The 25,031-nt window shown below is 64.1% G+C and carries 22 protein-coding genes; 6 read left to right on the top strand and 16 right to left on the bottom strand.

The annotated features are described in order from the left end of the window. Positions 1-58: 58 nt before the first annotated feature. From ACF3NP_RS02985 to pgsA, 5 genes are all read right to left on the bottom strand, one after another. Positions 59-4,885 (bottom strand): lamin tail domain-containing protein, encoded by a 4,827-nt coding sequence (locus tag ACF3NP_RS02985; protein ID WP_392398963.1) that lies wholly within the window; start codon positions 4,883-4,885, stop codon positions 59-61. Between the two features lie 211 nt (positions 4,886-5,096). Further along, the gene (locus ACF3NP_RS02980) at positions 5,097-5,945 is read right to left on the bottom strand and encodes a PspA/IM30 family protein (RefSeq protein WP_181888600.1); all 849 of its coding nucleotides are present in this window, start codon (positions 5,943-5,945) and stop codon (positions 5,097-5,099) included. Positions 5,946-6,016: 71 nt separating this feature from the next. Next, a complete protein-coding gene (locus tag ACF3NP_RS02975) occupies positions 6,017-6,379 on the bottom strand; it encodes a helix-turn-helix domain-containing protein (protein WP_181888601.1) in 363 nt (120 codons plus the stop codon). Positions 6,380-6,402: 23 nt separating this feature from the next. Further along, positions 6,403-6,942, bottom strand: coding sequence for a nicotinamide-nucleotide amidohydrolase family protein (locus ACF3NP_RS02970; protein WP_181888602.1), 540 nt, complete (start codon positions 6,940-6,942; stop codon positions 6,403-6,405). Beyond that, positions 6,939-7,478, bottom strand: coding sequence for a CDP-diacylglycerol--glycerol-3-phosphate 3-phosphatidyltransferase (gene pgsA, locus ACF3NP_RS02965; RefSeq protein WP_181889598.1), 540 nt, complete (start codon positions 7,476-7,478; stop codon positions 6,939-6,941). Before pgsA ends, ACF3NP_RS02970 begins: the two co-directional genes overlap by 4 nt. Before the next feature lie 49 nt (positions 7,479-7,527). Here pgsA and ACF3NP_RS02960 point away from each other — a divergent pair, with 49 nt between their 5' ends. Then, entirely contained in the window at positions 7,528-7,812 is a 285-nt protein-coding gene (locus ACF3NP_RS02960) for a YciI family protein (RefSeq protein WP_181888603.1), read from the top strand. A 25-nt stretch (positions 7,813-7,837) separates the two neighbouring features. On the opposite strand, the gene ACF3NP_RS02955 is transcribed toward ACF3NP_RS02960, so the two are convergent. From ACF3NP_RS02955 to dapB, 9 genes are all read right to left on the bottom strand, one after another. After that, the gene (locus ACF3NP_RS02955; RefSeq protein ID WP_239306761.1) at positions 7,838-9,013 is read right to left on the bottom strand and encodes a TerC family protein; all 1,176 of its coding nucleotides are present in this window, start codon (positions 9,011-9,013) and stop codon (positions 7,838-7,840) included. A 402-nt stretch (positions 9,014-9,415) separates the two neighbouring features. After that, positions 9,416-12,562: a DNA translocase FtsK gene (locus ACF3NP_RS02950; RefSeq protein ID WP_181888605.1), complete on the bottom strand. Its 3,147-nt coding sequence runs from the start codon at positions 12,560-12,562 to the stop codon at positions 9,416-9,418. 67 nt (positions 12,563-12,629) lie between these two features. Further along, complete coding sequence (locus tag ACF3NP_RS02945) at positions 12,630-13,256, bottom strand: TIGR03085 family metal-binding protein (protein WP_181888606.1); 627 nt, start codon at positions 13,254-13,256, stop codon at positions 12,630-12,632. A gap of 9 nt (positions 13,257-13,265) precedes the next feature. Beyond that, entirely contained in the window at positions 13,266-13,715 is a 450-nt protein-coding gene (locus tag ACF3NP_RS02940; RefSeq protein ID WP_181888607.1) for a hypothetical protein, read from the bottom strand. Between the two features lie 77 nt (positions 13,716-13,792). After that, positions 13,793-14,245, bottom strand: coding sequence for a hypothetical protein (locus ACF3NP_RS02935; protein WP_181888608.1), 453 nt, complete (start codon positions 14,243-14,245; stop codon positions 13,793-13,795). An 85-nt stretch (positions 14,246-14,330) separates the two neighbouring features. Continuing rightward, the gene (locus ACF3NP_RS02930) at positions 14,331-16,448 is read right to left on the bottom strand and encodes a ribonuclease J (RefSeq protein ID WP_272899114.1); all 2,118 of its coding nucleotides are present in this window, start codon (positions 16,446-16,448) and stop codon (positions 14,331-14,333) included. A gap of 2 nt (positions 16,449-16,450) precedes the next feature. Further along, positions 16,451-17,359 (bottom strand): 4-hydroxy-tetrahydrodipicolinate synthase, encoded by a 909-nt coding sequence (gene dapA / locus ACF3NP_RS02925; protein ID WP_181888609.1) that lies wholly within the window; start codon positions 17,357-17,359, stop codon positions 16,451-16,453. Positions 17,360-17,395: 36 nt separating this feature from the next. Beyond that, positions 17,396-18,028 (bottom strand): FAD-dependent thymidylate synthase, encoded by a 633-nt coding sequence (locus ACF3NP_RS02920; protein WP_181888610.1) that lies wholly within the window; start codon positions 18,026-18,028, stop codon positions 17,396-17,398. Further along, positions 18,029-18,772: a 4-hydroxy-tetrahydrodipicolinate reductase gene (dapB, locus tag ACF3NP_RS02915; RefSeq protein WP_181888611.1), complete on the bottom strand. Its 744-nt coding sequence runs from the start codon at positions 18,770-18,772 to the stop codon at positions 18,029-18,031. 56 nt (positions 18,773-18,828) lie between these two features. On the opposite strand from dapB, the gene ACF3NP_RS02910 reads away from it, so the two are divergent. The 4 genes from ACF3NP_RS02910 (at position 18,829) to ACF3NP_RS02895 (ending at position 21,621) form a co-directional block, all read left to right on the top strand. After that, entirely contained in the window at positions 18,829-19,539 is a 711-nt protein-coding gene (locus ACF3NP_RS02910) for an AMIN-like domain-containing (lipo)protein (RefSeq protein WP_181888612.1), read from the top strand. Positions 19,540-19,548: 9 nt separating this feature from the next. Then, entirely contained in the window at positions 19,549-19,809 is a 261-nt protein-coding gene (locus tag ACF3NP_RS02905; protein WP_181888613.1) for a hypothetical protein, read from the top strand. A 108-nt stretch (positions 19,810-19,917) separates the two neighbouring features. Beyond that, positions 19,918-20,694 carry an NAD(P)-binding protein gene (locus ACF3NP_RS02900; protein ID WP_181888614.1) on the top strand — a complete coding sequence of 259 codons (777 nt, stop codon included), beginning with the start codon at positions 19,918-19,920 and terminating at the stop codon, positions 20,692-20,694. Between the two features lie 33 nt (positions 20,695-20,727). Further along, complete coding sequence (locus ACF3NP_RS02895; protein ID WP_181888615.1) at positions 20,728-21,621, top strand: oxygenase MpaB family protein; 894 nt, start codon at positions 20,728-20,730, stop codon at positions 21,619-21,621. 62 nt (positions 21,622-21,683) lie between these two features. Here the strand turns inward: ACF3NP_RS02895 and ACF3NP_RS02890 are convergent, their stop codons facing one another. Next, positions 21,684-23,075: a DUF6114 domain-containing protein gene (locus tag ACF3NP_RS02890; protein ID WP_181888616.1), complete on the bottom strand. Its 1,392-nt coding sequence runs from the start codon at positions 23,073-23,075 to the stop codon at positions 21,684-21,686. Beyond that, complete coding sequence (locus ACF3NP_RS02885) at positions 23,059-23,640, bottom strand: DUF6230 family protein (RefSeq protein ID WP_181888617.1); 582 nt, start codon at positions 23,638-23,640, stop codon at positions 23,059-23,061. The genes ACF3NP_RS02890 and ACF3NP_RS02885 overlap by 17 nt, the downstream gene beginning before the upstream one ends. A gap of 242 nt (positions 23,641-23,882) precedes the next feature. Here ACF3NP_RS02885 and ACF3NP_RS02880 point away from each other — a divergent pair, with 242 nt between their 5' ends. Further along, positions 23,883-24,956, top strand: a complete 1,074-nt coding sequence (locus ACF3NP_RS02880) for an oxygenase MpaB family protein (protein ID WP_392398962.1) — start codon at positions 23,883-23,885, stop codon at positions 24,954-24,956. Positions 24,957-25,031 lie beyond the last annotated feature (75 nt).

The following is a 25,031-nucleotide window of genomic DNA, read 5'->3' as shown; positions in this document are numbered from 1 at the left end:
GTTCCGCCCGGCCCCTGCTGTGAGGGACCGGGCGGAACGCGCTGAGACGGGCTAGCTATTAGTTACTGCTACCTGCGGAGCTACCTTCACCGCCACCACATGCATTGACAATGCTGACGATTGCAAGGACACCAAGTGCCGCCGCTGCCAAGCCGCCCGCGATCATGCCGATCTGCGGATCAACCTGCGGGAGCATCTGCTGCGCCTGATCCCTCAGTGCATGGAGTGAATCCTGAACGCCTGCCGGCAGCGGAAGGTCGACCTGCGATGCAATCCCCAGCGGGATCAGCGCCACAAGCGGAAGCGACCATCCGGTCAGCGCAGCGACGCACTTGCCGTCCAACGACGACCCCTGAGACTCCGCCGGTGCCGTTGCTGTCTGGGTCACCGTGGTGAGCGGGTGCTCGGTCGATGTTTCAGGAGCGGCCTCCACCTCGAAACGGACTTTTTCAACGATCGTAGAGTTTCCGGTCGTCGTCACCACTTCCGCGGTGTAGTTGCCGGGCTTTGCAACCCTGCCCGCAATGACGTTGTCCTCGGGGCGGAACTCGAGGCCCTCCGGCAGGTCGTTAACCTCGACGATTGCCCCATTAGCCGCAGCCACCCGGTAGTACACATTTGTTTCACCCGCAACAATCTTCGTCAGATTCGGAGCGGTACGCGTCGTCGTGACAGGTGCATCAACGTCGACTGCGTCCTGGTCCGATTGAACCGTGGATGTCGGCGTCACAGTCTCGGTCTCCGAGCGACCGGCGACAGTGGTTGTGACTGGGGCTGCGGTAACCGTGGTGGTTTGTGCCGTATTCGTTACTGTCTCCGTCACCGCATCAGCTGTTGCCACCGGCGTGACATCAACTTGCTCCGTCACCGTCGGCGTGACCGTCTCAGCCTTAGCCGAAGACGTCTGCGTCGCAGTCACCGCCGCAGCAGTGGTCACCGGCGTTTCGGTGACCTTCTTCGTCTCCGTGGGCACCACAGTCTTTGTCGCAGCCGTCTCCGTCTGCGTTTCAGTCACCGCCGCAGCAGTGGTCACCGGCGTTTCGGTGACCTTCTTCGTCTCCGTGGGCACCACAGTCTTTGTCGCAGCCGTCTCCGTCTGCGTTTCAGTCACCGCCGCAGCCGTCGTCGTCGGAGTCTCGGTGGCTTTCTTCGTCTCCGTGGGCACCACGGTCTTCGTCGCAGCCGTCTCCGTCTGCGTCGCAGTCACCGCCGCAGCCGTCGTCGTCGGAGTCGTGGTCACCTTCGTCGTCTCCGTGGGCACCACGGTCTTCGTCGCTGCCGTCTCCGTCTGCGTTGCAGTCACCGCCGCAGCCGTCGTCGTCGGAGTCGTGGTCACCTTCTTCGTCTCAGTCGGCGTCACGGTAACCTCCGGCGCGCTCACTGTCGTATACACGACGGTTGCCGCAGCCGTCGTCGTCGGCGTCTCGGTCACCTTCTTCGTCTCCGTCGGTGTCACGGTCTTCGTCGCAGCCGTCTCCGTCTGCGTCGCAGTCACCGCCGCAACCGTCGTCACCGGCGTCTCGGTCACCTTCTTCGTCTCCGTGGGCACCACGGTCTTCGTCGCAGCCGTCTCCGTCTGCGTCGCAGTCACCGCCGCAACCGTCGTCACCGGCGTCTCGGTGACCTTCGTCGTCTCCGTCGGCACCACGGTCTTCGTCGCAGCCGTCTCCGTCTGCGTCGCAGTCACCGCCGCAGCCGTCGTCGTCGGAGTCGTGGTCACCTTCGTCGTCTCCGTGGGCACCACGGTCTTCGTCGCAGCCGTCTCCGTCTGCGTCGCAGTCACCGCCGCAGCCGTCGTCGTCGGAGTCGTGGTCACCTTCTTCGTCTCAGTCGGCGTCACGGTAACCTCCGGCGCGCTCACTGTCGTATACACGACGGTTGCCGCAGCCGTCGTCGTCGGCGTCTCGGTCACCTTCTTCGTCTCCGTCGGTGTCACGGTCTTCGTCGCAGCCGTCTCCGTCTGCGTCGCAGTCACCGCCGCAGCAGTGGTCACCGGCGTTTCGGTGACCTTCGTCGTCTCCGTGGGCACCACGGTCTTCGTCGCAGCCGTCTCCGTCTGCGTCGCAGTCACCGCCGCAGCAGTGGTCACCGGCGTTTCGGTGACCTTCGTCGTCTCCGTGGGCACCACGGTCTTCGTCGCAGCCGTCTCCGTCTGCGTCGCAGTCACCGCCGCAGCAGTGGTCACCGGCGTTTCGGTGACCTTCGTCGTCTCCGTGGGCACCACGGTCTTCGTCGCAGCCGTCTCCGTCTGCGTCGCAGTCACCGCCGCAGCAGTGGTCACCGGCGTTTCGGTGACCTTCGTCGTCTCCGTGGGCACCACGGTCTTCGTCGCAGCCGTCTCCGTCTGCGTCGCAGTCACCGCCGCAGCAGTGGTCACCGGCGTTTCGGTGACCTTCGTCGTCTCCGTGGGCACCACGGTCTTCGTCGCAGCCGTCTCCGTCTGCGTCGCAGTCACCGCCGCAGCCGTCTTCGTCGGAGTCGTGGTCACCGTGGATGTGATCGTCGGCGTCTCAGTGACGGTCGTAGGTTCGGTACTCACCGTGGTTGTCACCGCGGTGTCAGTAGTAGTCACGGTCGGAGTCACAGTCTCGGTGACCGCCGGGACCGTGACGGTTGTCGGAGCAGCGCTCGTAGTGGTGTTGCCCGAAGTCACCGTTGGGGTCGGCTGTTCTGCGGGCGTACAAGACTCCGTCCGCTCTGCTTCTGCAGCGCGCAACGCCAGGCCGTTGTTCGGATCATTTGGAGCATCATCAGACCACAAGAAACGGGTAACCACGGTACGCTGCCCATCGACAGTGCACTCCCCAATCTTCTCGTACGTGCCATAGCCCTCATTTGCAAAGTTTTCCATGAGGACGGGTCGTGCTTGAACCCCAGATACCTCATGCGCGGTTGTACCGTCGAAGGAAACGACTACAGAAAGGCCGTCGCAGGCTTCGTCGCAAAGCACGCGAAGCTCCTTGCTATTCGCGTTGTAATCCAACGCCATGACGCTGCGCAGCTCAGGGTTTTCGTACTTGCCAACCTCTTCGAACTCCCCGTTAGGCTGCAGGCGAACAAAGTGGACGAAGCCCGTGTACTCCACACCCACCGCGTACACATCAAGGTCCGGCAAGTAGGCGATGGCTTCCAAACCAAAGTTCGGTGGTACTTCACCAGTGATTGAATTGAGGTTCCACTCGCCAGTCACCTTGCCCCGGGAAGGGTCAAACTCGAGGATGGACGGGCGGGAGGGGCCAGAACCGTCACGCTCGGTGGCAATGTAGATCTTGCCGTCCTTACCTACGGTCACGCCTTCCGCGTCCGGATTCCCTGCACCATTTTCATAGGTGAGAGTCCATTCGTTCTTCTTGCTGTAGATCTTCTTGTCCTCGTCGTACTCCAGCTCAAACAGGCGCCCCGGGTTGTTGTTCACAATCCAGGCGTTACCGTTGCCGTCGAAATCTACGCCCGAGAAGTTCTCGCCCGCGAATCCGCCGACCGTATTGATTGAGTTGACCTCATCCGGCCACGGTTCACCCTCCGGCCATACGAGTTCCTCAGCGTTCTTTCCGTCCTTTGTCACTTTCGCAAGAGCGACGAGATCACCCTCGCCATCTGGGGTGCGCCCCCAGGAGAAGCGAGTGTGCGACGTCCAGCTCACTTCGTCGAATGGCTTGTTGTCGTCTGGCCTGTACAGACGCGCACTGTCAGCCTCACCAAGCCCGAACCCCTTCGAACCGTCGGGAGTATCGACTTCGGTGTAGAACGAGTAGTACCCGCCCGGTTGGATCACCGTATTCTTCGGGAACACAATCGGTGTGCGCCCCTGTTTGTCGTCTGCAAACTTCCAGCCCGAGATGTCCACCGGCGTATCGCCCGCGTTGTACAACTCCACCCAATCAGCAACAAAGTCGCCCTTGGTCTGGATCTCATTGATCCTGATCTTGCCAGTGTTCGAAGGCTTTTGGCTTGTCGACGACGGCACCTCCGACGGGTTCGGCTCCTCGTCCTCCACCCCGCAGGGAGCGGCATTGGCGTCACCCTTGGACTTCGCCGAGGACATCTTGAAGTCGTTGTTGGCTTCCGAGTAGCGGGACCACGACGTCGCCGCCCCCTCGCACACCGGGCTTTCCGTCCAGCCGAACTCATCAACTAGCTCTCCTGCAGCCGTCTTGAGAGTCAGGCTGTCCTTAGCGCTGAGCCCGAACCCATCAGTGCCATCTGGGACTACGCCGCCCTCTTTCCCGTCCGGAGTCAAAACGTAATAACCGCCTGCGGGAATGATCGTATTCGGTGCAAAGGTGATGTAAGTGTTGCCCTTGCCATCGCCACTATCGACGACCACCCAATCGCCGATATTTACCGCCTTGTCGCCGTTATTCACCAACTCGATGAAATCGACGCCGTCCGTCGTGATCTCATTGATAAAGACCTTGTCAAAATCGGACTTGGCGTTAGCGCTTTCACGAGTCGGCCCGTCCGTGATCTGCCATTTTCCAGTCATGTCCGGCACCAAGCCTCGTGAGGTGTGAACACCATCCCTCATGCCGTGAGACGACCACTTCTTTTCGTCGATCTGGTTGCCCTTCTCATCCTTGATGGTGATCTGATCGTCGCCACCAAGGCCGAACCCTTTAGATCCATCTGGAGTGACGCCCGTGCCATCGGTGTAGAAAGCGTAGTACCCGCGCGCCGGAATGACGGTGTTCTTTGGGAATGTGATCGGCTTGCTGCTCTTCCCACTGTCAGTGGCGGTCCAGCCCGAAATGTCAATGTCGTTGTCGGTTGGATTGGCCAGCTCCACCCAGTCGCCGATCGGGTCAGAGTTGGTGACCACCTCATTGATGACGATGTCAGTCGACGCTGCTGCCGCTGCCACGGGCACCGACGCAAAACCAGACACGAGCATCACGGTAAATGGCACAGCAAATTGACGCGCACGGGAACTACTTCTCACGGGAGCTTCCTCCTTGGGAAAGTCTCATAACAAACTTGGAAAACGTTTGGAAAAGTAGTATGTTTGCGTGAATTTGCTCGAACGTCCAAGTGAATAAAACTTGAACAATTAAATAAACCCCGGGAAACATCCCGGGGCCACAAAAACTAGCTGGTATCTAAGCGTCGCCGCGCAGCTCACGCATGCGCTGAGCAACCGCGTCGTCGGCGACGTCAGCACCGGTCGGCGCGGCGGAACCAGTCTGCTGCGAGTTGCCCTGCTCGATGGCCTGCTTCTTGCGGGAGGTCAGCTCGCCCGCCATCTCGGCGCGTAGCTGCTCCAGGCGGCCGTGGCCAGCCATCTGAATGCCGGCCTGCTCGACCTCAGCCATGCGCCCCTCAATGGAGTTCTGCGCCAGCTCGGCGGCACCCAGTGCGTTGGCGTAGCGGCGCTCGATCTTGTCGCGAACCTGGTCCAGGTTCGGGCCGGAGGCGGTAATGGAGTTCATGGACTGCATGGTCTCCGACACCTTCTCCTGCATCTTCGCCTGCTCCAGCTGGGACAGCAGCTTGGAGCGCTCTGCCACCTGCTGCTGCAGGTGCGCAGAGTTGCGCTCGACGGCCTGTTTGGCCTGTGCTGCCTGCTGCAGCGCCTGATCGTGCAGCTGCTTAGTGTCCTCAACACCGGCTTCAGCGGTCACCAGCTGTGCAGCGAAGGCCTCTGCGGCATTCTCGTACTCCTGCGCCTTCTGCGCGTTGCCCTCACCGCGTGCCTTGTCGGCGAGCTGGAGCGCCTGGCGCGCGTTCGCCTGCAGCTTCTCGACGTCCTCCAGACGGCGGTTGAGCTGCATCTCCAGCTGGCGCTGGTTACCAATCACGGCAGCGGCCTGCTGGGACAGTGCCTGGTGCTGACGCTGTGCGTCGTTAATGGCCTGCTCGATCTGGACCTTGGGGTCTGCGTTTTCTTCGATCTTGTTGTCGAAGAGCGCCATCAGGTAGTTCCAGAACTTAGTAAAGGGATTCGCCATGGCTAAAGCACCGTGACCTTTCTGTCAGTAGATTGCCTTAAACGCCAACCACTGTAGTCGCGGATTGCCAGCTACGCTTCTGCGGCGGCCGGCGTCGTGCGCTCCAGCTCTTCGGTGAACGAGTGCAGCGACATATTCGCTACAGCCTCCAGCAAAACCTCGGAGACAGTAGTGCCCAACGCCTCGCACAGGGAAGCCAACAGCTCGGAAGACACCTCTTTGCGCCCCCGCTCCAACTCGGAGATGTAGCCGGAGGAAACCCGCGCCTCTTTCGCCAGCGCGCGCAGTGTCACACCCTTGTCTGCGCGGAAGGCACGAAGCGACATTCCGAGTGCCTCGCGGAACAGCGGCTCGCGGGATGCAGTACGGGCGGCATCGGACGGCGCAACCGGCAGGTCGACCGGGGAGTCGTAGAGCAAAGTAGTAGTGGTCATCAATTCCTCCAACGACTCGCCGCTTAGTTTTGTTCCCGCACGCCCGTCAGCGCACCGACCAGCGCGGCCTCCACCGCCAAGCGACGGACCTCGTTGCGCTGCCCCGACAGCACACGCACCGGCACCGCAGCTCCCGGCATGAGCGCGTACTGGCCAACCGCGGGATCGAGCAGCTCCGCCGCCTGCGACGAGGCGGTCCACTTCGGCCCGGCCAGCCCGATCCACACCGTGCCGGCGGGCACGTCGTCCTGCGCGTCGGGGCCCGCCACGCCAGTCAGCGCCACAGCCCAATCAGCGCCGCAGACGCGCCGTGCCCCGCGCGCCATCTCGCGCGCGACGGCCGCGGAGACCACGCCTTCGCTCTCGATCAGGTCCGCCGGCACGTCCGCGAGCAACGTCTTCAGCTCCGGCGAGTACGTCACCAGCCCACCGACCAACACGTCCGAGGCACCGGGCACATCAGCCAACGTCGCCGAAGCGAGGCCGGCAGTGAGCGATTCGCAGAAGGCGATGGTCTGGTGGCGGGAGCGAAGCTCGTCGATAAGCAATTGCGCAGTAGTCACTTGTTCACCTTCCCTGCATCAACCAAATACTGCACGCCCGTGACCACAGTGACCGCTACCGCCAGCAGCATCACCACGAACGTCGGCGTGTCCATCCATGCAGGCAGCGGGCACAGATACAGCCCCACAGCGAGGCTTTGCAGCGCGGTCTTGAGCTTGCCACCCTTCGACGCCGGCACAACCTTCCCGCGGCGCAGCATCACCATGCGCCAGACCGTAATGCCCAGCTCACGGACCACAATGACCACCGTCACCCACACCGGCAACGGGCCGGCGATATTCAGGGTGACCAGCGCGGTGATCATCAACGCCTTGTCCGCGATCGGGTCGGCGATTTTACCGAAGTCCGTGACCAGCCCGCGGGCGCGCGCGATGTCGCCGTCGAGCTTGTCGGTGATCATGAGCGCGACGAACAACCCGAACGCCCACCACCAGCGCTCAGTAAGCACCAGCCAGGCAAAAACGGGAATGAACAGGATCCTCAGCGAGGTCAAAATGTTCGGGAGGTTCCAATTCGACTGCTTGTCGGGTTGCATCACAGCCTCCACCATACCCATGCGACGGTGCGCTCTTAGACTGCCCTACATGAAGTATTTCGCAGCCACGTACACCTACGGTGAGCAATCGCTTGTCGACGACACACGTCCCGCCCACCGCGAATTCATCGCTTCCCAGCTGTCGCTGGGCCGCATCGTCGGCTCCGGGCCACTCGCGGGCGCCGAGCAGGCCCTGATCATCCTGCAACTGCCGGACACGGCGACGGAGGCGGACGCCTCGGCCATATTGGACGAGGACCCCTACATGGTCGCAGGGGCCCTCGCGGCGCGGGACATCCGGGGGTGGAACCCGGTGTCGAATATCTTCAGCTAGGGGTTCGCTGGTTAGCCCTTGCGGGTCAGCCCTTGCGTCCGCCGCGGGCGACGTCGAGGTGGTCCGTGTCGCGCGAACCTGTCGCGGTGTGATCGCCCTTGCCGGAGGTAGCCGGGTCGTCGATCCATTCCACGTGGTGGCCGTGCTTGTCCACCTTGCGGCGGTTTCCGTGGTCGTCGTAGTCGACGTGGTAGTTGTTCTCCTCCGGATCCCGGCGGCCCGCCTTGACGTCGGCACGGTCCTTGATCACCGAGGCAATCGCGGTGATCGCGAGCACGCCGACGATGACCAACAGCGAGGCGACAGTACCGACCTCCGGCACGTCGAGCCCCTCGCCGCCGTTGATGAACGACAGGTTGTTCTCGTGCAGCGCGTGCAGCAGCAGCTTCACGCCGATGAAGCCAAGCACCACCGCGAGGCCGTATGGCAGGTACACCAGGCGGTCAAGCAGGCCGTTGAGCAGGAAGTAGAGCTGGCGCAGGCCCAGCAGCGCGAACGCGTTGGCGGTGAACACGAGGAAGGATTCCTGGGTGATGCCGTAGATCGCCGGGATGGAGTCGAAGGCAAACATGACGTCGATAAACCCGATCGACAGCAGGGCGACGAACAGCGGCGTGACAGCCTTCTTGCCGGCCTGAGTCCTCGAAACGAGCCGGTCGGAGTGGTACGACTTGGTCACCGGAATGACCTTGCGCAGCGTCTTGACCACGAACATATCGTTCGGGTCCGGGTCCTCCTGGTCGGTGACTTCGTCGTAGACCAGCTTGATGGCGGTGTAGATGAGGAAAGCGGCGAAGATGTAGAACACGTCCGACCACGCCTCGATGATCACGGCGCCAAGCAGGATGAAAATGAGGCGGAACACCAGCGCCATGACAATGCCGATGAGCAGCACCTTCTGCTGGTACGCGCGAGGGATCTTGAACGAGCCCATGATCAGGGCGAAGACGAACAGGTTATCCACCGACAGCGACAACTCGGTGATGTAGCCGGTGAAGAACTGCACGGCGTGCTCGGAGTCCCACAGCCACCAGACCAGCCCGCCGAACAGACACGCCATGGACATGTAGAACAGCGCCCAGCCGCCCGACTCCTTCATCGTCGGCTCGTGCGGGGTGCGCACGTGCGAGACGAAGTCGAAGATGAAAAATCCCAGGATCACCGCCGAGGTGATCAGCCAAATGTAAAGGGGCACATGCATAAGTAAGCCTCCGGTCAGCGTTGCGTAAAAGACCGGAGGTCTCCCCCACCACTGTGGGCGGTCCGGACCGGGGCTATCGCCTGACGACGGCACCGTGCTGACGATCCTGGACACTTCCGGGGTACTCCCCTCCAAGCGCGTTTCACACTACACCACGCGGCGGCGTGCCGCGTCCGCCGCCGCGCACCGCCCTGTACCGCTCCGGGCCCGCCCCACCTTCCGCGTAGATGCTTACCCCAGGATGCTTACTGCCCGAGGATGCTTACTTCTAAACGCTTACTTCTCGAGATATCGAGGGCCTCGGCGGGTGCACCACTCGATGGATAAGCATCCTGGGGTAAGCATCTAGCCCCGGTAAGCATCCTGGGGTAAGCATCTACGGCGGGGTTCTGCGTCCGCCAGCTAGAACGCTCCTCCGGTCGGGTTGTACGTCGCGGTGACGGTCCGGGTGTCGGCGTCGCCGTCCGCACCAGAGCCACCCGCATCGGAGCCACCCGCGCCGGAATCTGAACCGTTGGCGTCGCCGGCGCCGTCGTCAAGCTGCACGTCCTTCGGAGCCTCGGCCGGGTCCGCGCCCTTGATCATCCAGATGATGGTCTCCAGCTCCTCGGGCTTGACCAACACGTCGCGGGCCTTGGAGCCTTCGGACGGGCCGACCACACCGCGGGATTCCATGAGGTCCATCAGGCGGCCGGCCTTGGCAAAGCCGATGCGCAGCTTGCGCTGCAACATCGAGGTGGAGCCGAGCTGGGAGGTGACCACGAGCTCGACGGCCTCGAGCAGGTCGTCCATGTCCTTGCCGATGTCGTCGTCGATGACCTTGGCTTCGGCCTGCTTGTCCTCGGTGACGCCCTCGACGTAGTCGGGCTCGTCCTGCTGCGCCTTCGCCGCCTCGACAACGGCCTGGATCTCTTCGTCTGAGACGAACGCGCCCTGCAGACGCTGCGGCTTGCCGGCACCCTGCGGGATGAACAGGCCGTCGCCCATGCCGATGAGCTTTTCGGCGCCGCCCTGGTCCAAAATCACGCGGGAGTCGGTCAGCGAGGACGTCGCAAAGGCGAGGCGCGACGGCACGTTCGTCTTGATCAGGCCGGTGACCACGTCCACGGACGGTCGCTGGGTCGCCAGCACCAGGTGGATGCCCGCCGCACGCGCCTTCTGGGTGATGCGCACGATGGATTCCTCGATCTCCTTCGGCGCGGTCATCATCAGGTCGGCCAGCTCGTCCACAACGCACACGATGAACGGGTACGGCCGCATTTCGCGCTCGGATCCTGGAGGGGCGGTCAGTTCTCCGGATCGGACCTTGCGGTTGAAGTCCTTGATGTGGCGCACGCGCGCGGACTTCATGTCCATGTAGCGCTGCTCCATCTCCTCCACCAACCACTGCAGGGCTGCTGACGCCTTCTTCGGCTGGGTGATGATCGGCGTGATCAGGTGCGGGATGCCCTCGTACGGGGTCAGCTCCACCATCTTCGGGTCCACCAGAATCAGGCGGACTTCCTCCGGCGTCGCGCGCGTGAGCAGCGAGATCAGCATGGAGTTCACAAACGCGGACTTACCGGAGCCGGTGGAACCGGCGACCAAAAGGTGCGGCATCTTCTGGATCGAGGAGGCGATGAAGTCGCCCTCGATGTCCTTGCCCAGGCCGATGAGCATCGGGTCGTCCTGCGCGGAGACTTTCGGCGAGTCCAGCACGTCGCGCAGCCGCACCATCTCGCGGTCGGCGTTGGGCACCTCGATGCCGACGGCGGATTTGCCGGGGATCGGGGTGAGCAGGCGCACGTTGTCGGTGGCCACGGCGTAGGCGAGGTTGGACTGCAGGTTGGTGATCTTGGAGACCTTCACACCAGGCCCAAGCTCCACCTCGTAGCGGGTGACTGTCGGGCCGCGGGAGAAGCCGGTGACCTGCGCATTGACCTTGAATTCCTCGAAGACGTCGGTGATCGCCTCGATCATGCGGTCGTTGGCCTCGGTGCGTGTCTTCGGCGCGTTACCCGCGAGCAGCAGTTCAGTCGACGGCAGGTGGTAATCGCCCTGCGGGATCTTGCGCACCTGCTTCGGGGCGGCTTGTTCGGTCTCGGACTTCGGAGTGGTCGCGGGGATCTTGGAGGCGTCGATGCCGCTGCGCGCCGCGATCGCCTTCGCCATCTGCTCGCGCGAGCTAGCTACGGCGTCGGGGGCAGTTGCTTCTCGACGTTCCGTCTCCGGCTCTTCCCGCTGCAGCACCTTCGTCTCGTTGTCGCGCTGGGCTGGCTTCGGCGCGGCTGACTTCGGAGCGGCAGGCTTGGCTGCCGGCTTGGGAGCCGGTGCCGGAGCAGCCGCCGGGCGCTGCACCACGGCGGTTTCGGCGGAGGCGGCAGGCTCTGCTGCAGGTTGGCCGAAGTCGTCGTGGTCTTCGACCTCGTCGGCGAAGTCGAACAGGTCCAGCTCGTCGTCGCCGTCGGCCGGGTAGCTTTCCATCGGAGTCGGGCGGCGCAGCGAGGGCCGCCGCGTCGGGCGGGCCGGTCGGGCCGGGCGTTCGGTGTCGGCTGTGCGGCCGCGTGAACGTCGAGAAGCTGCGCGAGTGGTGCGGCGCTCGCGGCCTTCTGCGATGTCGTCCAGGTCGTCGGTGACGTGGCTGTACGGGTCCAGGTCTTCGTCGTCGGGCGTGTCCGTGTTGGACAGCATGCGGGTGACCAGGTCCTTGATGTAGTCGTAGGCCTCGCGCACAGTGATGCCGGTGGCTTTCAGTGCGCCGTAGAGAATCACCAGGCCAAGCAGCGGGATTGCTACGAATGACGAGAAGCCTGCTGCGAGCACGCCGCCGGTGAAGGCGCCGAACGCACCGCCGGCGAGCTTGCGTTCCTCCCACGCCGAGGGGTTGCCGGCAAAGACGTGGATCAGGCCGAGCATGCCGATCGCGATGATGGAAAAGCCCAGCGTAACGCGTGCGCGCACGGCGTCGGAGGTGCGCACGTTAAGCATCAGCGCGATGGCGATGCCGACCAGGATCACCGGCAGAATCAGCGCGCCGGCGCCGATGAGCCAGTGAGTGCCGGTGGAGATGACCTGTCCCACGGGGCCGGCCACGTCGAACCAGACCGAGCCTCCGATGATGGCAGCTAGACCAATGAGAACTAAACCCCACGCGTCGGCGTGGGTCTCAAACGTGCTGTGTCCGCCGAAGCGGCTTTCCCGCCGCGGTTCGCGGCTTCGACGTTCGTCTTCGGCGGAGCTTTCAGCGCGCTCCTCTGGCATCTCGAAATCGTCCTCCCAGTCGTCGTCCCAATCGTCGCGGCTGCGTCTGGGCCTGCGTGCGGCGGTGTCGTCGAAGTCGGACTCGTGCTTATCGCGGCGGAAGAACGACCCGACGCCCCGCGCGGCGGCGCCCAGCGAATGGCCGACGACCTTGTACGCGGAACCCACACGTTCATCCGCGGTTTCAGCGGCCACGTTCGACGATGTCGGCGGGTGCGTCATGGACACCGGACCGCCATAGCGGGTGCCGCCCGAAGGACGGCGCGTTGAAGACCGCGACGAGCGCGGCGCGGTGTTTTTGACAGACATGCGTGTAACTCTAACGCCTTAAGTCACATTTACACCTCACGCCACACCCGCGACGCGCGGTCAAGGGTCACATCTTGATCTCGAAGCCCTCGAACGCCTCCACGGAACCAGTCAGTTCCACCTTCGCCGCGTCGCGGCCGGAAACCCACAGCAGCAGCTCGCCCGGATCGCCGGCAACACGCAGCACGTTGTCGCCGCGCTCGGCCACCCCAGCCTTATCGCCGATGGTCGCGGGCGGCATGCTCGGCGGCGTTAGGATCACCGGCACCGGCGCATTGCGAAGCGTAAACTTGCCGAAGCGCTTCGCCAGCGCGAACAGCTCCTCGTTAATGACTTGGGAGAATTCGCGCGGCTCCACCACTCCCCCGCCGCGACGCACGTCCTCGTGGTGGATGAAGTGCTCGGACGTGTTCATAGCGGAGTTGAGCGGCTTGAGCCACACCGGCGGGCCGGCAGCCCACTCGCGCACGACGTCCTCGTACGGGCGGGCCATTTGCTTCGCCGTCTCCTTCTCCGTGACACCTGAGAGTGCGTTCACGAAGATGCCGGGGGCGGCTGCCGGCTTGGACTCGCGGATGAGTAGATGGACTGCGAGGTCCCGGGTGGTCCAGCCCTCGTTCAGCGTCGGCGCATCGGGTCCGACCCGAAGAAACAACTGGGCGAGGCGTTCACGTTCTTTCTGCGCAAAAGACATGCGCCCAGCCTAGCTGGAAAGGTTCACCCCGGAGCCGCTGGAAAGCTGCAGTTCCAAGTTGTTGAAGCCCTTGATCAGCGGGGCGAACTGCTCAACCTTCGGGTCGAAGGTAATCACTTCGCCGCCGACGCCCCATCCGAGCTTGGTCGCCTGCTTGCCGTCTTTGAAGCACTCATTGCGCCCGCCCTTGGCGTTCATGTGGCACATGACGGAGTCGCCCTCGAAGGCGCCCAGCACGCGCACGCCCTGCACCTTGATGTTGCGGAAGTTCGGGTCACCGAAGCGGATCACGTCGTAGAGCTTCCAGGCGGATGCGTAGCCGGGGTCGTACGGCACCTCCGTGCCGGGTGGCAGCGGGTGGCCACCCGTCCAGTCGACGTCATCCTGTGCGTGAGCGGTTGGTGCGAGGGTTACCGCGGCGGCAAGCAAAGCCGCGGCGGTTTTCGTTGCGGTCTTCATGGGCCACATTGTGCACACCCGTAACAGAGATGCCTAGGCCTTGTTGCGTGGTTGTTATGAAACCGTACGGTTTCCGCCTAGATCTGGGAGGACCCTGCGAAAAGGTTCGACAGGCCCAGCCGCGCCTGGATCCCCAAGAAAAAGCGGATTGCCGGCGCGAAGAAGTTGACCAACGGATCGACAGTCACGACCTTGCCGAACGGCATGTAGCTCAGCTCGGTCGCCTCCTTGCCGTCGACGTAGCAGCCCCACATGCCGCCCTTTGCATTTTCCAGGCACAGGATCGAATCCTGGTTGAACTGCCCGATCACGCGAACGCCTCGCACATCCTGGTTGCGGAAGTTGGGGTCGCCCAACTTCACCACGTCGTAGCTGCGCCACTGGGTGGCGTAGCCGGGATCGAACGGGACCTGCGTTCCCGGCGGAAGCGGGTGCCCGCCGGTCCAGCTGGTCTCGTCGGCGGAAGCTACTGGCGCAAGAAGCGAGACGGCAATAACGACGGCTGCTGCGGTGCGGTGGAAGTGTCTCATACCCCTTCTATCGCAACGCCCCACAAACGCGTTAGCCCCCTCGGCTGCCGCGGGGCGGGCCGAAGGGGCGTCGATAAGCAAATGCTTAGCGGGACTCGCGGGTGGAGGCGATCTCGTCCTCGGTGGCGACGTGGTTGTCCGAAGACATCGGCACCACGGTCGGCAGAATCACCGGCTGACGCTTGTAGTTCTGCTCGATCGCGCGGGAGACCTTGCGGCGGATCTGCTGCACCATGCGGAACGCATCGTTCTCGCCTTCGGCGGCCAGATCGCCCATGACGGCCTCGACGCCTTCAACGACCTTCTTGTTGAAGTCGCGGTCGTCGTCGCTGTAGCCCGTGGTGGACACCTGCGGCGCCTCCAGCAGGCGGCCGGTGCGGTCGTCGATCACACAGGTGATGGACACAACGCCGCCGGACGCCAGCGAGGTGCGGTCCGCCAACACGTCCGGGTCCACGTCGCCCATGGTGGTGCCGTCGACGTAGAGCTGGCCCACCTGGTACTGGCCGGCGACCTTGATATTGCCCTTGTGCATGTCGACAACCACGCCGTTTTGCGCAAGCGCGGTGTTGCTCGGCTTCACGCCGGTGGAAATAGCAAGCTCCTTGTTGGCGCGCATGTGGCGCCACTCGCCGTGCACCGGCATCGCGTTGCGCGGGCGCGCCGCGTTGTAGAGCGCGAGCAGCTCGCCGGCGTAGCCGTGGCCGGATGCGTGGACGTGCGCCTCGGAGTTGGTGATCACGTTCGCGCCGATCTGCGCGAGGTTGTTGATCACCGCGAACACCGCCTCCTCGTTGCCCGGGATGAGCGAGGAGGACAGGATGATCGTGTCGCCGTCGTGGATGGTGATCTGGCGGTGCTCACGGCGCGACATGCGCGACAGTGCAGCCATCGGCTCGCCCTGGGTGCCGGTGGTGATCAGCACCGTCTTGTGCGGCGCCATCTTCGCGGCCTCCTCGATCGGGATGATCGTGCCCTTCGGCGCCTTGAGCAGGTTCATCTTCTCCGCGATCTCCATGTTGCGCAGCATGGAGCGGCCGTTGAACGCCACCTTGCGGTTGTTGGCCACAGCGGCGTTGATGGCCATCTGGACGCGGGAGACGTTCGACGCGAACGACGCGATGACCACGCGCTGGCGCGCGTTGGACACTAGGCGGGTCAGCGTCTCCTCAATGCCGGCCTCCGAGGCGGAGATGCCCGGGATGGTGGCGTTGGTGGAATCGCACATGAATAGGTCGATGCCCTCGTCGCCGAGGCGGGCGAGCGCCGGGATGTCCGTCGGCTTGCCGTCGTACGGCGTCTGGTCCACCTTCACGTCGCCGGTCATCACAACGTGGCCGGCGCCGGTCTTGATGGAGACACCCAGGCACTCCGGGATGGAGTGGTTGACGTGCCAGAAGCGCAGGCGGAACGGGCCGACGGTGACCTCGGAATCCTTGTTCACGTCGTTGAGCTTCGGACGCTGGCGGTGCTCCTGCGTCTTCGCCTTGATCAGTGCGTTGGTGAACTTGGACGAGTAGATCGGGATATCGCTGCGCAGCTTGAGCAGCCACGGGATCGCGCCAATGTGGTCCTCGTGGCCGTGCGTGACCACGAGCGCGTCGATCTTGTCCAGCTTGTTTTCAATCGGGCCGAAGTCCGGCAGCACCAGGTCCACGCCCGGCTCGTCGGAGTTCGGGAACAGCACGCCGCAGTCCACGATGAGCAGGCGGCCGTTGTACTCGAAGACCGTCATGTTGCGGCCGATTTCAGAAATGCCGCCGAGCGCGTAAATGCGCAGCGTGTCCTTGGCCGGCTTCGGCGGTGCGGGCAGGCGCTTGGTCAGATCAGCGCCCTGCATGGACTTCATGGGGTTGCGGCGGCCGCCTCCCTGGCCCCCACCGTTGCCGCCGTTGCCGCCGCGGCCACGGCGACGGCGGTTACGGCTGCTGCCGCCACGGTTGTTACCACCGTTTCCGCCGTTGCCGTTGTTGCCGCCGTCGCGGCCGCCGCGGCTGTTGCCGCCGTTGCGGCCACCGTTGTCGTCGCGGTTGTCGTTGCCGTTGTTGCCGTTGTTGCCACCGTCGCGCTCAGCGGGCGCGTCGTTGCCGCCGCCGTTCGCAGGGGTGTCGCTCGGCGCCTGGAAAACCGGCTGCTGCTCGGTTGCTTCCGGCGGCCCGGCCTTGCGCGTCACCTTGCGTGCGCGGTTGCGGGGTTCATTCATGTTTATAGGACTCCAGCCTGTGTCATTTCTTCGCGGAGCCGCTCGACCTGCTCGTCCGTCGCCGCAGCGACCGGCAGGCGGGGGTCTCCTACTTCGATGCCCTGCAGTCGCAGAGCTGCCTTTGCAAATGTCACGCCGCCCAGCGCGCCCTGTTGGCGCGCGAGCACGTTGAGTGTGTTGGCGTTGATTTCCCGTGCGCGGGCGAGATCGCCGTTCTCGTATGCAGTCACTAGTTCACGCAGCGCCTTCGGTGCGGCATGCCCAACCACGGAGATCATTCCGGTCGCGCCGACAGCGAGCCACGGGAGGTTCAAAGGGTCGTCGCCCGAGTACCACGCCAGCCCGGTCTCCTGAATCAGGGTAGACGCTTCGAGCATGTCGCCCTTCGCGTCCTTCACCGCTTGGATCGTGTCCACTTCCGCAAGCCTGCGGATGGTGTCGGAATCGATCGGGATGCCGGAGCGGCCGGGGATGTCGTACAGGCAGACCGGGAGATTGGTCGCTTCCGCGACTGCGCGGAAGTGCGCCTCCACCCCTGCCTGGGACGGCTTGGAGTAGTACGGCGTGACAACCAACAGGCCGTCAGCGCCGGCCTCCGCGGCCGCTTTCGCCATTGCCACCGCGTGGCGGGTGTCGTTGGACCCCGCGCCTGCGATGATGCGGGCTTTGCCCCCTACCTCTTCGCGCACTGCTTTTAAGAACGCGACCTTTTCTTCGTCGGTGGTTGTCGGGGATTCGCCCGTCGTGCCTGCGAGCACTAGTGCGTCGATTCCTTGTTCTACCAAGTGGGCAGCGAGATCGCGGCCTGCCGTAAGGTCGAGTTCGCCATCGGAATCAAACGGCGTGACCATTGCTACGCAGACGGAGCCGAAGATGTCGGCTCCCAGATCAGCTTTGAGAGATGTGCCCATGGCCCAGTAGGATACCTGCCCCTTACGAGCAATTGCTTATCGACGTTCCCCTTCGGCCAAATCGCCGAAAAGCAGCGGCGCCTCGCGCTGCATGACATCGAGGACCGCACCGGCAAGCTGACGGATTTCTTCGTGCTCGAACCTGCCGTTATGCGCTGCGATGAATTCGCGCCACGCCCGGTAGGTGCCGGTGGCGACAAGTTCAGTGGCGGCCGCTGCGGGCACGAGGGCGTCGGCGGCTTCGCGCGCCCGCTTGCGGCGCACAAGCGCATTCGGCTCGTCAGCCATCGCATCCTCCAGGGCGCGCAACAGCTCGCCCCGAACGAACTCCGCTTCTTCCACGGCAGCGTCAAACAGGCGCGTGAGTTCCTCGTCGGCGGCGATGGCCGCCGGCACTACTGCCCCGTCGGCCGCGCGCTCGCTCACGGCTAGCCCGTGGCCCCGGATCGCGGCGGCCGCGTCGCGCGAGACACCCCGCACATGCAGGGTGGCACTGGCGTGTTCCAGCAAGCCCGCGCGCGAATCGGCGAGATCGTCGGCGTTGCGGCGCAGGAGGGAGGCCGACGGGACGTCGCTAAGCATGGCGAATGCCACCGCCCCCTCGCCTTGGGTGACGCCTTCTGCAACCGGGATCCGCATCGCGGTTGCCGCGACAAGTTCTACCTGCATTTATAGACCGAGGTAGGCGTCGAGTCCGATAGTCAGGCCCGGGCGGTTCGCCACCTCGCGCACGCCGGTGAGCACGCCCGGGACGAAGGACTCGCGGCCGTAGGAATCCTGGCGGATGGTCAGGGACTGCTCGGTGGTGCCGAAGATGACCTCCTCGTGCGCGACCATGCCCTGCATGCGCACCGCGTGGACCGGCACGCCGTCGACGTTCGCGCCGCGCGAGCCGTCGAGCGCCTGCTCGGTGGCATCCGGCATGTCGGAAAGGCCGGCTTCCTTGCGCGCATCCGCGATCCCCTGCGCGGTCTTGACCGCCGTGCCGGAAGGCGCATCCAGTTTGTTCGGGTGGTGGAACTCCACCACTTCCGCGGACTCAAAGAACGGCGCGGCCTGGCGGGCGAACGCCATGGTGAGCACGGCGGAGATGGCGAAGTTCGGGGCGATGAGCACGCCCACCCCCTCGTTCGCCGCGCACCAGTCGCGCGCCTTCTGGTAGCGCTCGTCGTCGAAGCCGGTGGTGCCCACTACGCAGTGGATGCCGTTATTGATGCAGAACTCCAGGTTGTCCATCACCGCGTTCGGGGTGGTGAAGTCGACGATGACGTCCACGCCTTCGTCCACCAGCACCTGCAGCGAGTCGCCGCTGTTTACCTCTGCGGCGAGCTGCAGGTCATCCGCCTTTTCCACACCGGCAACAACGGCGGAGCCGACCCTGCCGGCCGCTCCGAGCACTCCAACTTTGATCATGGGTGTCCTTTCTATTTGTCTCCGCCGGCCATGGTAGCCCCGCTAGGGTGGGGCTTATGACTCTCCACAGCCGCAGCTTCCGCCCCCGCCGCAGCCGAGCCGTCTTCGCAGCGCTCGCAGTGACCGCTTTGACCGTTGCGGGCTGCGGCTCTGAAGCGGGTGACACCGGTTCGTCGTCTGAGCCAACCTCAGAGTCGGCTATGGCGACGAGCGCCGCCGAAAGTGCTGCAACGCCGGTGTCCACTTCCACGTCCGCGTCCGCGGAGCAACCAGAGGAGGCCGACACCAGGGACGTCTCCGCGGCAGCGGCCCCGGCGGGCGGCCCGTCCGCCTCCCCGTTCACCATGGAAGACACCCACCTACAGAACCCGGGTCACCCCGAGCTGCAGATCGAGGACATCCGGGCGGGCTCCCACGAAGACGTCGACCGCGTCGTGGTGGAGCTTTCCGGCGCCGGCACGCCGAACGTGCTGGCCGGCTACACCGCAGACCCGCGCCAGCAGGCCTCTGGAATGCCGCTTGTGCCAGCCGGCAACGCGTACTTCGAGCTGATCATCCAAGGTGTGCCGTGGTCGATGGGCCTGAGCGACGCCGACTTGGCCAAGGCTGACCCCGCCGGCGTGGCGGCCGGGGGCATCCAGGAGATCGCCGACGGCGGAATCTTCGAGGCGGATGCCCAGTACATCGTCGGCCTTGATGCCCAGCGCCCGTACAACCTGTACCTGTTGGAGAACCCGACCCGCGTGGTCGTGGACTTTCAGAAGTAGGAGGCAACAATGAGTCTGATTTCCTGGCTCGGACTCGGGTTCGTGGCACTGCTCGCCATCGGCGGCATCGTTGCCTTGGGCAATACCTCAAAGGAGATCTACGAAAGCGACATGGAGGAAGACTCCAAGCGCCGGTGGGGTTTCCTCATGGGGTTTTCACCCCTAGCCGGGCTGTACGCCTACAAGAGGCGGAATGAACTGTTCGGTCACGGCGAGCGGCCAGTGGATGAGCCTGGCAGGGGCGGCGATCAGGAGACATTCCGTAGTTAAACATTCCCAGCCTTTTATGCGATCCCGCGCCTAAACATCGTCTAAAGTGAACGGGAGCACACTGGCGCCCAAAAGTGGCGCCGGAGAATCTGTGTGAAAGGTTTTGTGATGTTTGACCCCTATCGCCGCCCCACGGTGGCGGTTGTCGGCGCCGGAATCTCTGGTTGCACCGCCGCGGCGGAGTGCGCGTTTTCCGGCTTCGACACCACGCTGTTCGACCGCCAGGAGTACATCGGCGGCCACCTGACCGCCCCGGACGCACCCACCGTGTCCAGGCGGCAACACTTCCGCACCCCGTACTTGAAGCTCACAACGACGGACGGCACCCCGCGCTCGCTCATCGCGCACCTCGAGGCCGCCGTCGATGCGAGCGGCGCGACCTTCAGAGGTGGTGCCGAGGTCACGGGCGCCGAATGGAACGCCGAGGAAGGACAGTGGGAAGTCAGTTACACCCGCAGCGGCGAGACGCGCACTGAGCTTTTCGACGTGCTGATCCGCGCGACCGGCGAGCCCTCCCCGTGGATCGGTATCCCGGGCCGGGCAAACATCAGCGCGGACGAGCTGTACCTCCACAACGGCGTGGACGTCGTCGGCCTGCCCAACGCGCTGTTCGTGGACTACCACACCCCGGACCCGAAATTCGACCAGAAGTCCTGGGCCGTCTTTGAGGCACGCGGCGACTACGCGCGCAGGTACGTGCGCCAGCTGGAGATCCGCGGCCCCGGCGCCCTGACCGTCAAGCCGGACAAGTGGCGCGTGCAACCCGGCACCGTCCGCGGGCTGAAGGCAGCCCTTGTCGAATTCGATCCGGACGTCCACGCATTTACCCGCGCCGAGAACTACCAGGCCGCATCCCGCCGCGCCCGAAGCGAAGCTGCAAGCTAGGCAGCGGCGAACGATAGCTTTTTAGGAGACACGATGACCACCTTGAAACCCTCCGCCAGCACGACCCCAGCCGAGTTCGACTCCCACGGTGCCGCAGTAGACGCCAGCGGCCTGCCCGAGCTCGGCCCGGATTCTATTTTGTGGCAGCGCTTCGGCGACTGGCGCTCCCTGTTCGTGGCCCTGAGCGCCGGCGTGCTGCAGATCGCGCAGCGCGACATCAGCCGCTCGCTTGTGCAGCAGTCCAACGTGTTCGACAACGAGGTCGCCCGCCTGGTCCGCTCCGCGTTCCCGATTATCCGCACGGTGTACGAGGGCCCGGAGGTCGGCGCGATGATCCGCGACTTCCATAAGGACATCAAGGGCACCCACCCGGACGGCTCGCGCTACCACTCGCTGAACCCGGAGGTCTACTACTGGGCGCACGCGACCTTTACCGCCATGCCCTATCTCCTGGCCGGCAACTTCATGTCCGACATGACGCATGCCGAGCGCGAGCAGCTCTTCCAGGAGTCTCGCACCTGGTACAGCTACTACGGCGTGGCCGAGCCGGAGGGCGCCCCGAAGTCCTACGACGAATACGTCGACTACATGGATGCCATGTACGACAAGCTGGGCCCGAGCGAGACCATCGACCGCTCCCGCATCATGAACGGCCTGACGCTGGACCCGCCGGACCCGTCGGTGCCCCGCTGGGCGTGGAAGCCGATCGCGCCGTACGCGTCAAAGCTTCTGCTGTGGGTGTCCATCGGCTTGCTTCCGGAGAAGGTCCGCAACTCCCTCGGCCTTGAGTGGACCAAGTCCGACCAGCGCAAGCTCAACGTCTTCTCCCGTGCCACGCGCGCCGTGTTCTCGGTGCTGCCGCGCAAGGCGCGCATGGTAGCGATCGCCTCCCGCGCCTTCGAGCGCGCCGAGGCGGAGACCAGATAACGGGCGCGAAGCACGGGGCCGTCGGCACGCACCGACGGCCCCGTGCTTTTTCTTTTCTCTGCCTACTTCGGAACCTTCAGCTGCACCGCGGGCGCATGCAGGTGCAGCCCGTCGAGGCTGACCATCTGCATGGACACGTTGCCGAGGGCGATTCGGTCCATCACAAAATTCGGCACGGGAACGTTTGGTACCGGGCGGGCATCCGGCACACCCAACTGAGCGAGTACGTCGCCGAGGGAGCCGCGGAGGTCTACTGTCACCGGGACCGTGGGCACTCCTGCTACGACAGGGGTTGCGGTCAGCCCGGTGGCAACGACGGTCACGGGCCCGTCGGAAACCTGTGTCTCAACTTGGCCGGTGGTGAGGATTCCGCGGGCTGCGAAACCTGGCACTTCCAGCGAGAGGTTGCGCGCGGTGAGCTTGTCCCCTGTCAGGATCAGCGTCCGCGTCGGCACGTCGCCGATTGTGACCATGCCCATCGTGGCTCGCACGTTGCCGGTGATCGCCACATTGTCTGCGGTCACGGTGCTGAGGTTCTGCGGCGCGATCGTTCGCGTCGGCTCGAGTTCCGGGTACGTCAGTAGATCTCGCGACTCCTCGGGTTGGGGTGCTTGCGCCGAGGGCAACTGCGGCGCCGGCGGCACCTGAATATCCAGCGGATTGGGCAAGCTTGGCAGCTGAGGCAATTCAGGCGCGGGAGGCAACGGCGGCAGCGCCGGGATTTGCGGCTGCTGCGGCGCCGACTCTTGGGCGTTGACCGCGGGCTCTTCTCCCAGATTCACCGCAAGCAATCCCGCAGCCGAAAGCACGACAGCGACGGATTTGGCGTTGCGCAACAAAGACAGGTCGATCTTGGTGGATCCTCCGCGGCGGGGAACTTCACCTTCGTCCGCTGCCGGCGGCGCCTGCTCCCGCTTTCCACTTCGGGTGTGCTTGCCACCAGGTTTCGCATCCCGGTCCTCCCAGGCGAGACCGAGGGCTCCGCCAACAATGCCAAGCAGAGAGCCGACGAGGAACCCGCCTATATTCGACGTTGGCAGCGCGACAATGGCCACCAAAATGCTCATCACACCCAGATAGGGCGCAGCAAACGGCTGCAGCCACATACCGATACCGGACATGATCAGCGCGGCACCGATGAGCAACGTGGATACGCCCGAGATGGTTGCAATCATCACCAGCAAGTCGGACACGCGGATAGTGAAGTAGGCCGGTGCGAGCATCACTACGCCGGAGAGAATTACCAGCAGGCCCGGAAGAAACGGCCGCTGTTTCCGCCATGCTTTGAACCGTTCTCGTGCGGGAGTTTGCTCGGCACGGTGCCCACCGTCGCGGCGCTTCGCTCCCCGCCCCTTCTTCTCCTCGTCGGCAGCGCTTTGCTGCGCGTCTTCGGAGTCGCCGTCGTCGAAGAAGAAGTCGTCGTCCTCCGGTTCGGTGTTAGCTCGTGCAGCCATCGGCCATTCCCCGCGCTACGTCGACCACCACGCCGGAGGCGATGAGCTTCTTCGCACCGACGGAGGTGGCGCGAATGTCATCCGCACTCAGCGTGACCTTATTTGCGTGCAGACCCCATGTTCCCTGCGGCGCCATGGAGTTGAACTGATTCGCATCGGCGCCTACCGAGGCATCCGTGAGGTCGAGTGCGCCCTTGATATCGGTAGCACCCACCACAAGGTCGCGGACCTCGACACTGTTGTCGCCGAGGGCCTTCAGCGTAAACGTGCTCTCGCCAACTACCGGAACATCTGGCAGGGCAGCGGAGAGACAGAGGTTAGAGGCGTACGCGTGCTCAAACTTCAGGCGCGCGACGGGGAGCGACTCATTGGCCATCTGTTCACCGTCGGTAAAAATGCTCAGTCCTTCCCCATCAAGGTGGGTCATACTGATTTTGAAAAAAGTTCCCGACAATGCGAGGTTCGCGGTCAGTCCGCCCTGCGCAACAGCAACGCCGGTGGCGCCAAAGCCGATGAGCCCAGCGAGAAGAGCTGCACCAGCTTTCGCCTTGTTGATCCTTCCCATGGCGTTTCCTTCCGTCCGTGGCCGGACGCCAAACCGCCGGTCTGCCGACGGCTGCCATCACGGTAAGCATTTATGATCTGGAACACCGTAGCACATCGCCTGTAAGGGGTTTAACACATCCGCGCCGCCCATTTTCGACCGTTACCCGTGACCCACTTCGCAGTGACTATTTGCGTGTATTACACTTCACAAACACACGCGAACTTGTCCCTAGCAGCACCCAGAGAAAAGGAAGATCGCTGATGTCTCACGCACTTGCACCTGATGGAGCAGACGCCCGCACGAACGAATCCGCAGAGGACACCCGTTTCGCGCAGCCGGACAATCTGGAAAAGCCGGAGCGCGCAAAGCGGGAACTGAAGCGAGCGCCGCTCGGCCCGGGTTCCTTGCTGTGGAAGTGGGGCTCGGACCAGCGTCTGCAGCTCCTACGCGGCTACACCGGCGTGTTGCAGAACATGCACCCGGCAATCGGCCAGTCGCTGCTGGATCACTCCAAGTTCTTCGAAGAGCCCTTTGCGCGCCTTGAGCGCTCCACCCCGCAGATCATTTACTCCATCTACGATGACGGCACCCGCGCCAAGATGATCCGCGATTACCACCACACCATCAAGGGCAAGCTCCGCAACGGCGAGCGTTACCACTCGCTGAACCCGGACGTGTACTGGTGGGCGCACGCCACCTTCGTCTGGCGCGTCATTTGGGCGCAGGAGCTCTTCGGCACCCCCTTCACCCGCGCGGAGAAGGAGCAGATCATCCAGGAGGGCGTGACGTGGTGGGACATGTACGGCATGTCCGAGCGCCCGGTGATCGACACTCTCGACGGCTACATCAAGTACTTCGAGGAGATGGAGGAAAAGGTCCTCGAGCGCAACGAAACGGTCGACTTCGCCTTGCGCACCGCCCGCGTGGAGCCGGTCAAGGCTCCGGACGGCGTGCCTGAGGCGGTGTGGAAGGTCATTTGGAAGCCGCTCATGAACAGCGTCATCTGGCTGACCTACGGCACACTGAGCGATAAGCAGCGCGAGATCCTGGACCTGCCATGGACCAAGAAGGACCAGCGCCGGTTCGACCGCATCGCCAAGGCGGTGAAGAAGCTGTTCACCATCCTGCCGGAAGACAAGCGCTACATGGAGCCGGGTCGCTCCATGATGATCAAGGCAGGGATGATCGAAGGCAAGTACAAGGAGCCGAAGCTTGCCGACGCGTACCACGGCCAGGGCGACAACGACGCGGACACCGCGCCCAAGGACGAACCCAAGACCGGCGCTCAGGACGGCGACGCAGACGGTCGCCGCGCCGCCGGTTGCCCCTTCTAACCGTTCTCATCCGCCCCAGGACCGCAGGCCCTGTCCCTCCACTTCGCAGGCGCCTCCGGTGCTGGGGTGTTCTTC

The organism is Corynebacterium lehmanniae (assembly GCF_043161975.1).
Lineage (GTDB): Bacteria > Actinomycetota > Actinomycetes > Mycobacteriales > Mycobacteriaceae > Corynebacterium > Corynebacterium lehmanniae.
This window is presented reverse-complemented; position numbering and strand designations above follow the sequence as displayed.

Excerpts from the sequence above, each read along its gene's own strand:
- ACF3NP_RS02980 (WP_181888600.1), bottom strand. The coding sequence starts at position 5,945 with ATGGCGAATCCCTTTACTAAGTTCTGGAACTACCTGATGGCGCTCTTC.
- ACF3NP_RS02975 (WP_181888601.1), bottom strand. The coding sequence starts at position 6,379 with ATGACCACTACTACTTTGCTCTACGACTCCCCGGTCGACCTGCCGGTT.
- pgsA (WP_181889598.1), bottom strand. The coding sequence starts at position 7,478 with ATGCAACCCGACAAGCAGTCGAATTGGAACCTCCCGAACATTTTGACC.
- ACF3NP_RS02960 (WP_181888603.1), top strand. The coding sequence starts at position 7,528 with ATGAAGTATTTCGCAGCCACGTACACCTACGGTGAGCAATCGCTTGTC.
- ACF3NP_RS02955 (WP_239306761.1), bottom strand. The coding sequence starts at position 9,013 with ATGCATGTGCCCCTTTACATTTGGCTGATCACCTCGGCGGTGATCCTG.
- ACF3NP_RS02950 (WP_181888605.1), bottom strand. The coding sequence starts at position 12,562 with ATGTCTGTCAAAAACACCGCGCCGCGCTCGTCGCGGTCTTCAACGCGC.
- ACF3NP_RS02945 (WP_181888606.1), bottom strand. The coding sequence starts at position 13,256 with ATGTCTTTTGCGCAGAAAGAACGTGAACGCCTCGCCCAGTTGTTTCTT.
- ACF3NP_RS02940 (WP_181888607.1), bottom strand. The coding sequence starts at position 13,715 with ATGAAGACCGCAACGAAAACCGCCGCGGCTTTGCTTGCCGCCGCGGTA.
- ACF3NP_RS02935 (WP_181888608.1), bottom strand. The coding sequence starts at position 14,245 with ATGAGACACTTCCACCGCACCGCAGCAGCCGTCGTTATTGCCGTCTCG.
- ACF3NP_RS02930 (WP_272899114.1), bottom strand. The coding sequence starts at position 16,448 with ATGAATGAACCCCGCAACCGCGCACGCAAGGTGACGCGCAAGGCCGGG.
- dapA (WP_181888609.1), bottom strand. The coding sequence starts at position 17,359 with ATGGGCACATCTCTCAAAGCTGATCTGGGAGCCGACATCTTCGGCTCC.
- ACF3NP_RS02920 (WP_181888610.1), bottom strand. The coding sequence starts at position 18,028 with ATGCAGGTAGAACTTGTCGCGGCAACCGCGATGCGGATCCCGGTTGCA.
- dapB (WP_181888611.1), bottom strand. The coding sequence starts at position 18,772 with ATGATCAAAGTTGGAGTGCTCGGAGCGGCCGGCAGGGTCGGCTCCGCC.
- ACF3NP_RS02910 (WP_181888612.1), top strand. The coding sequence starts at position 18,829 with ATGACTCTCCACAGCCGCAGCTTCCGCCCCCGCCGCAGCCGAGCCGTC.
- ACF3NP_RS02905 (WP_181888613.1), top strand. The coding sequence starts at position 19,549 with ATGAGTCTGATTTCCTGGCTCGGACTCGGGTTCGTGGCACTGCTCGCC.
- ACF3NP_RS02900 (WP_181888614.1), top strand. The coding sequence starts at position 19,918 with ATGTTTGACCCCTATCGCCGCCCCACGGTGGCGGTTGTCGGCGCCGGA.
- ACF3NP_RS02895 (WP_181888615.1), top strand. The coding sequence starts at position 20,728 with ATGACCACCTTGAAACCCTCCGCCAGCACGACCCCAGCCGAGTTCGAC.
- ACF3NP_RS02890 (WP_181888616.1), bottom strand. The coding sequence starts at position 23,075 with ATGGCTGCACGAGCTAACACCGAACCGGAGGACGACGACTTCTTCTTC.
- ACF3NP_RS02885 (WP_181888617.1), bottom strand. The coding sequence starts at position 23,640 with ATGGGAAGGATCAACAAGGCGAAAGCTGGTGCAGCTCTTCTCGCTGGG.
- ACF3NP_RS02880 (WP_392398962.1), top strand. The coding sequence starts at position 23,883 with ATGTCTCACGCACTTGCACCTGATGGAGCAGACGCCCGCACGAACGAA.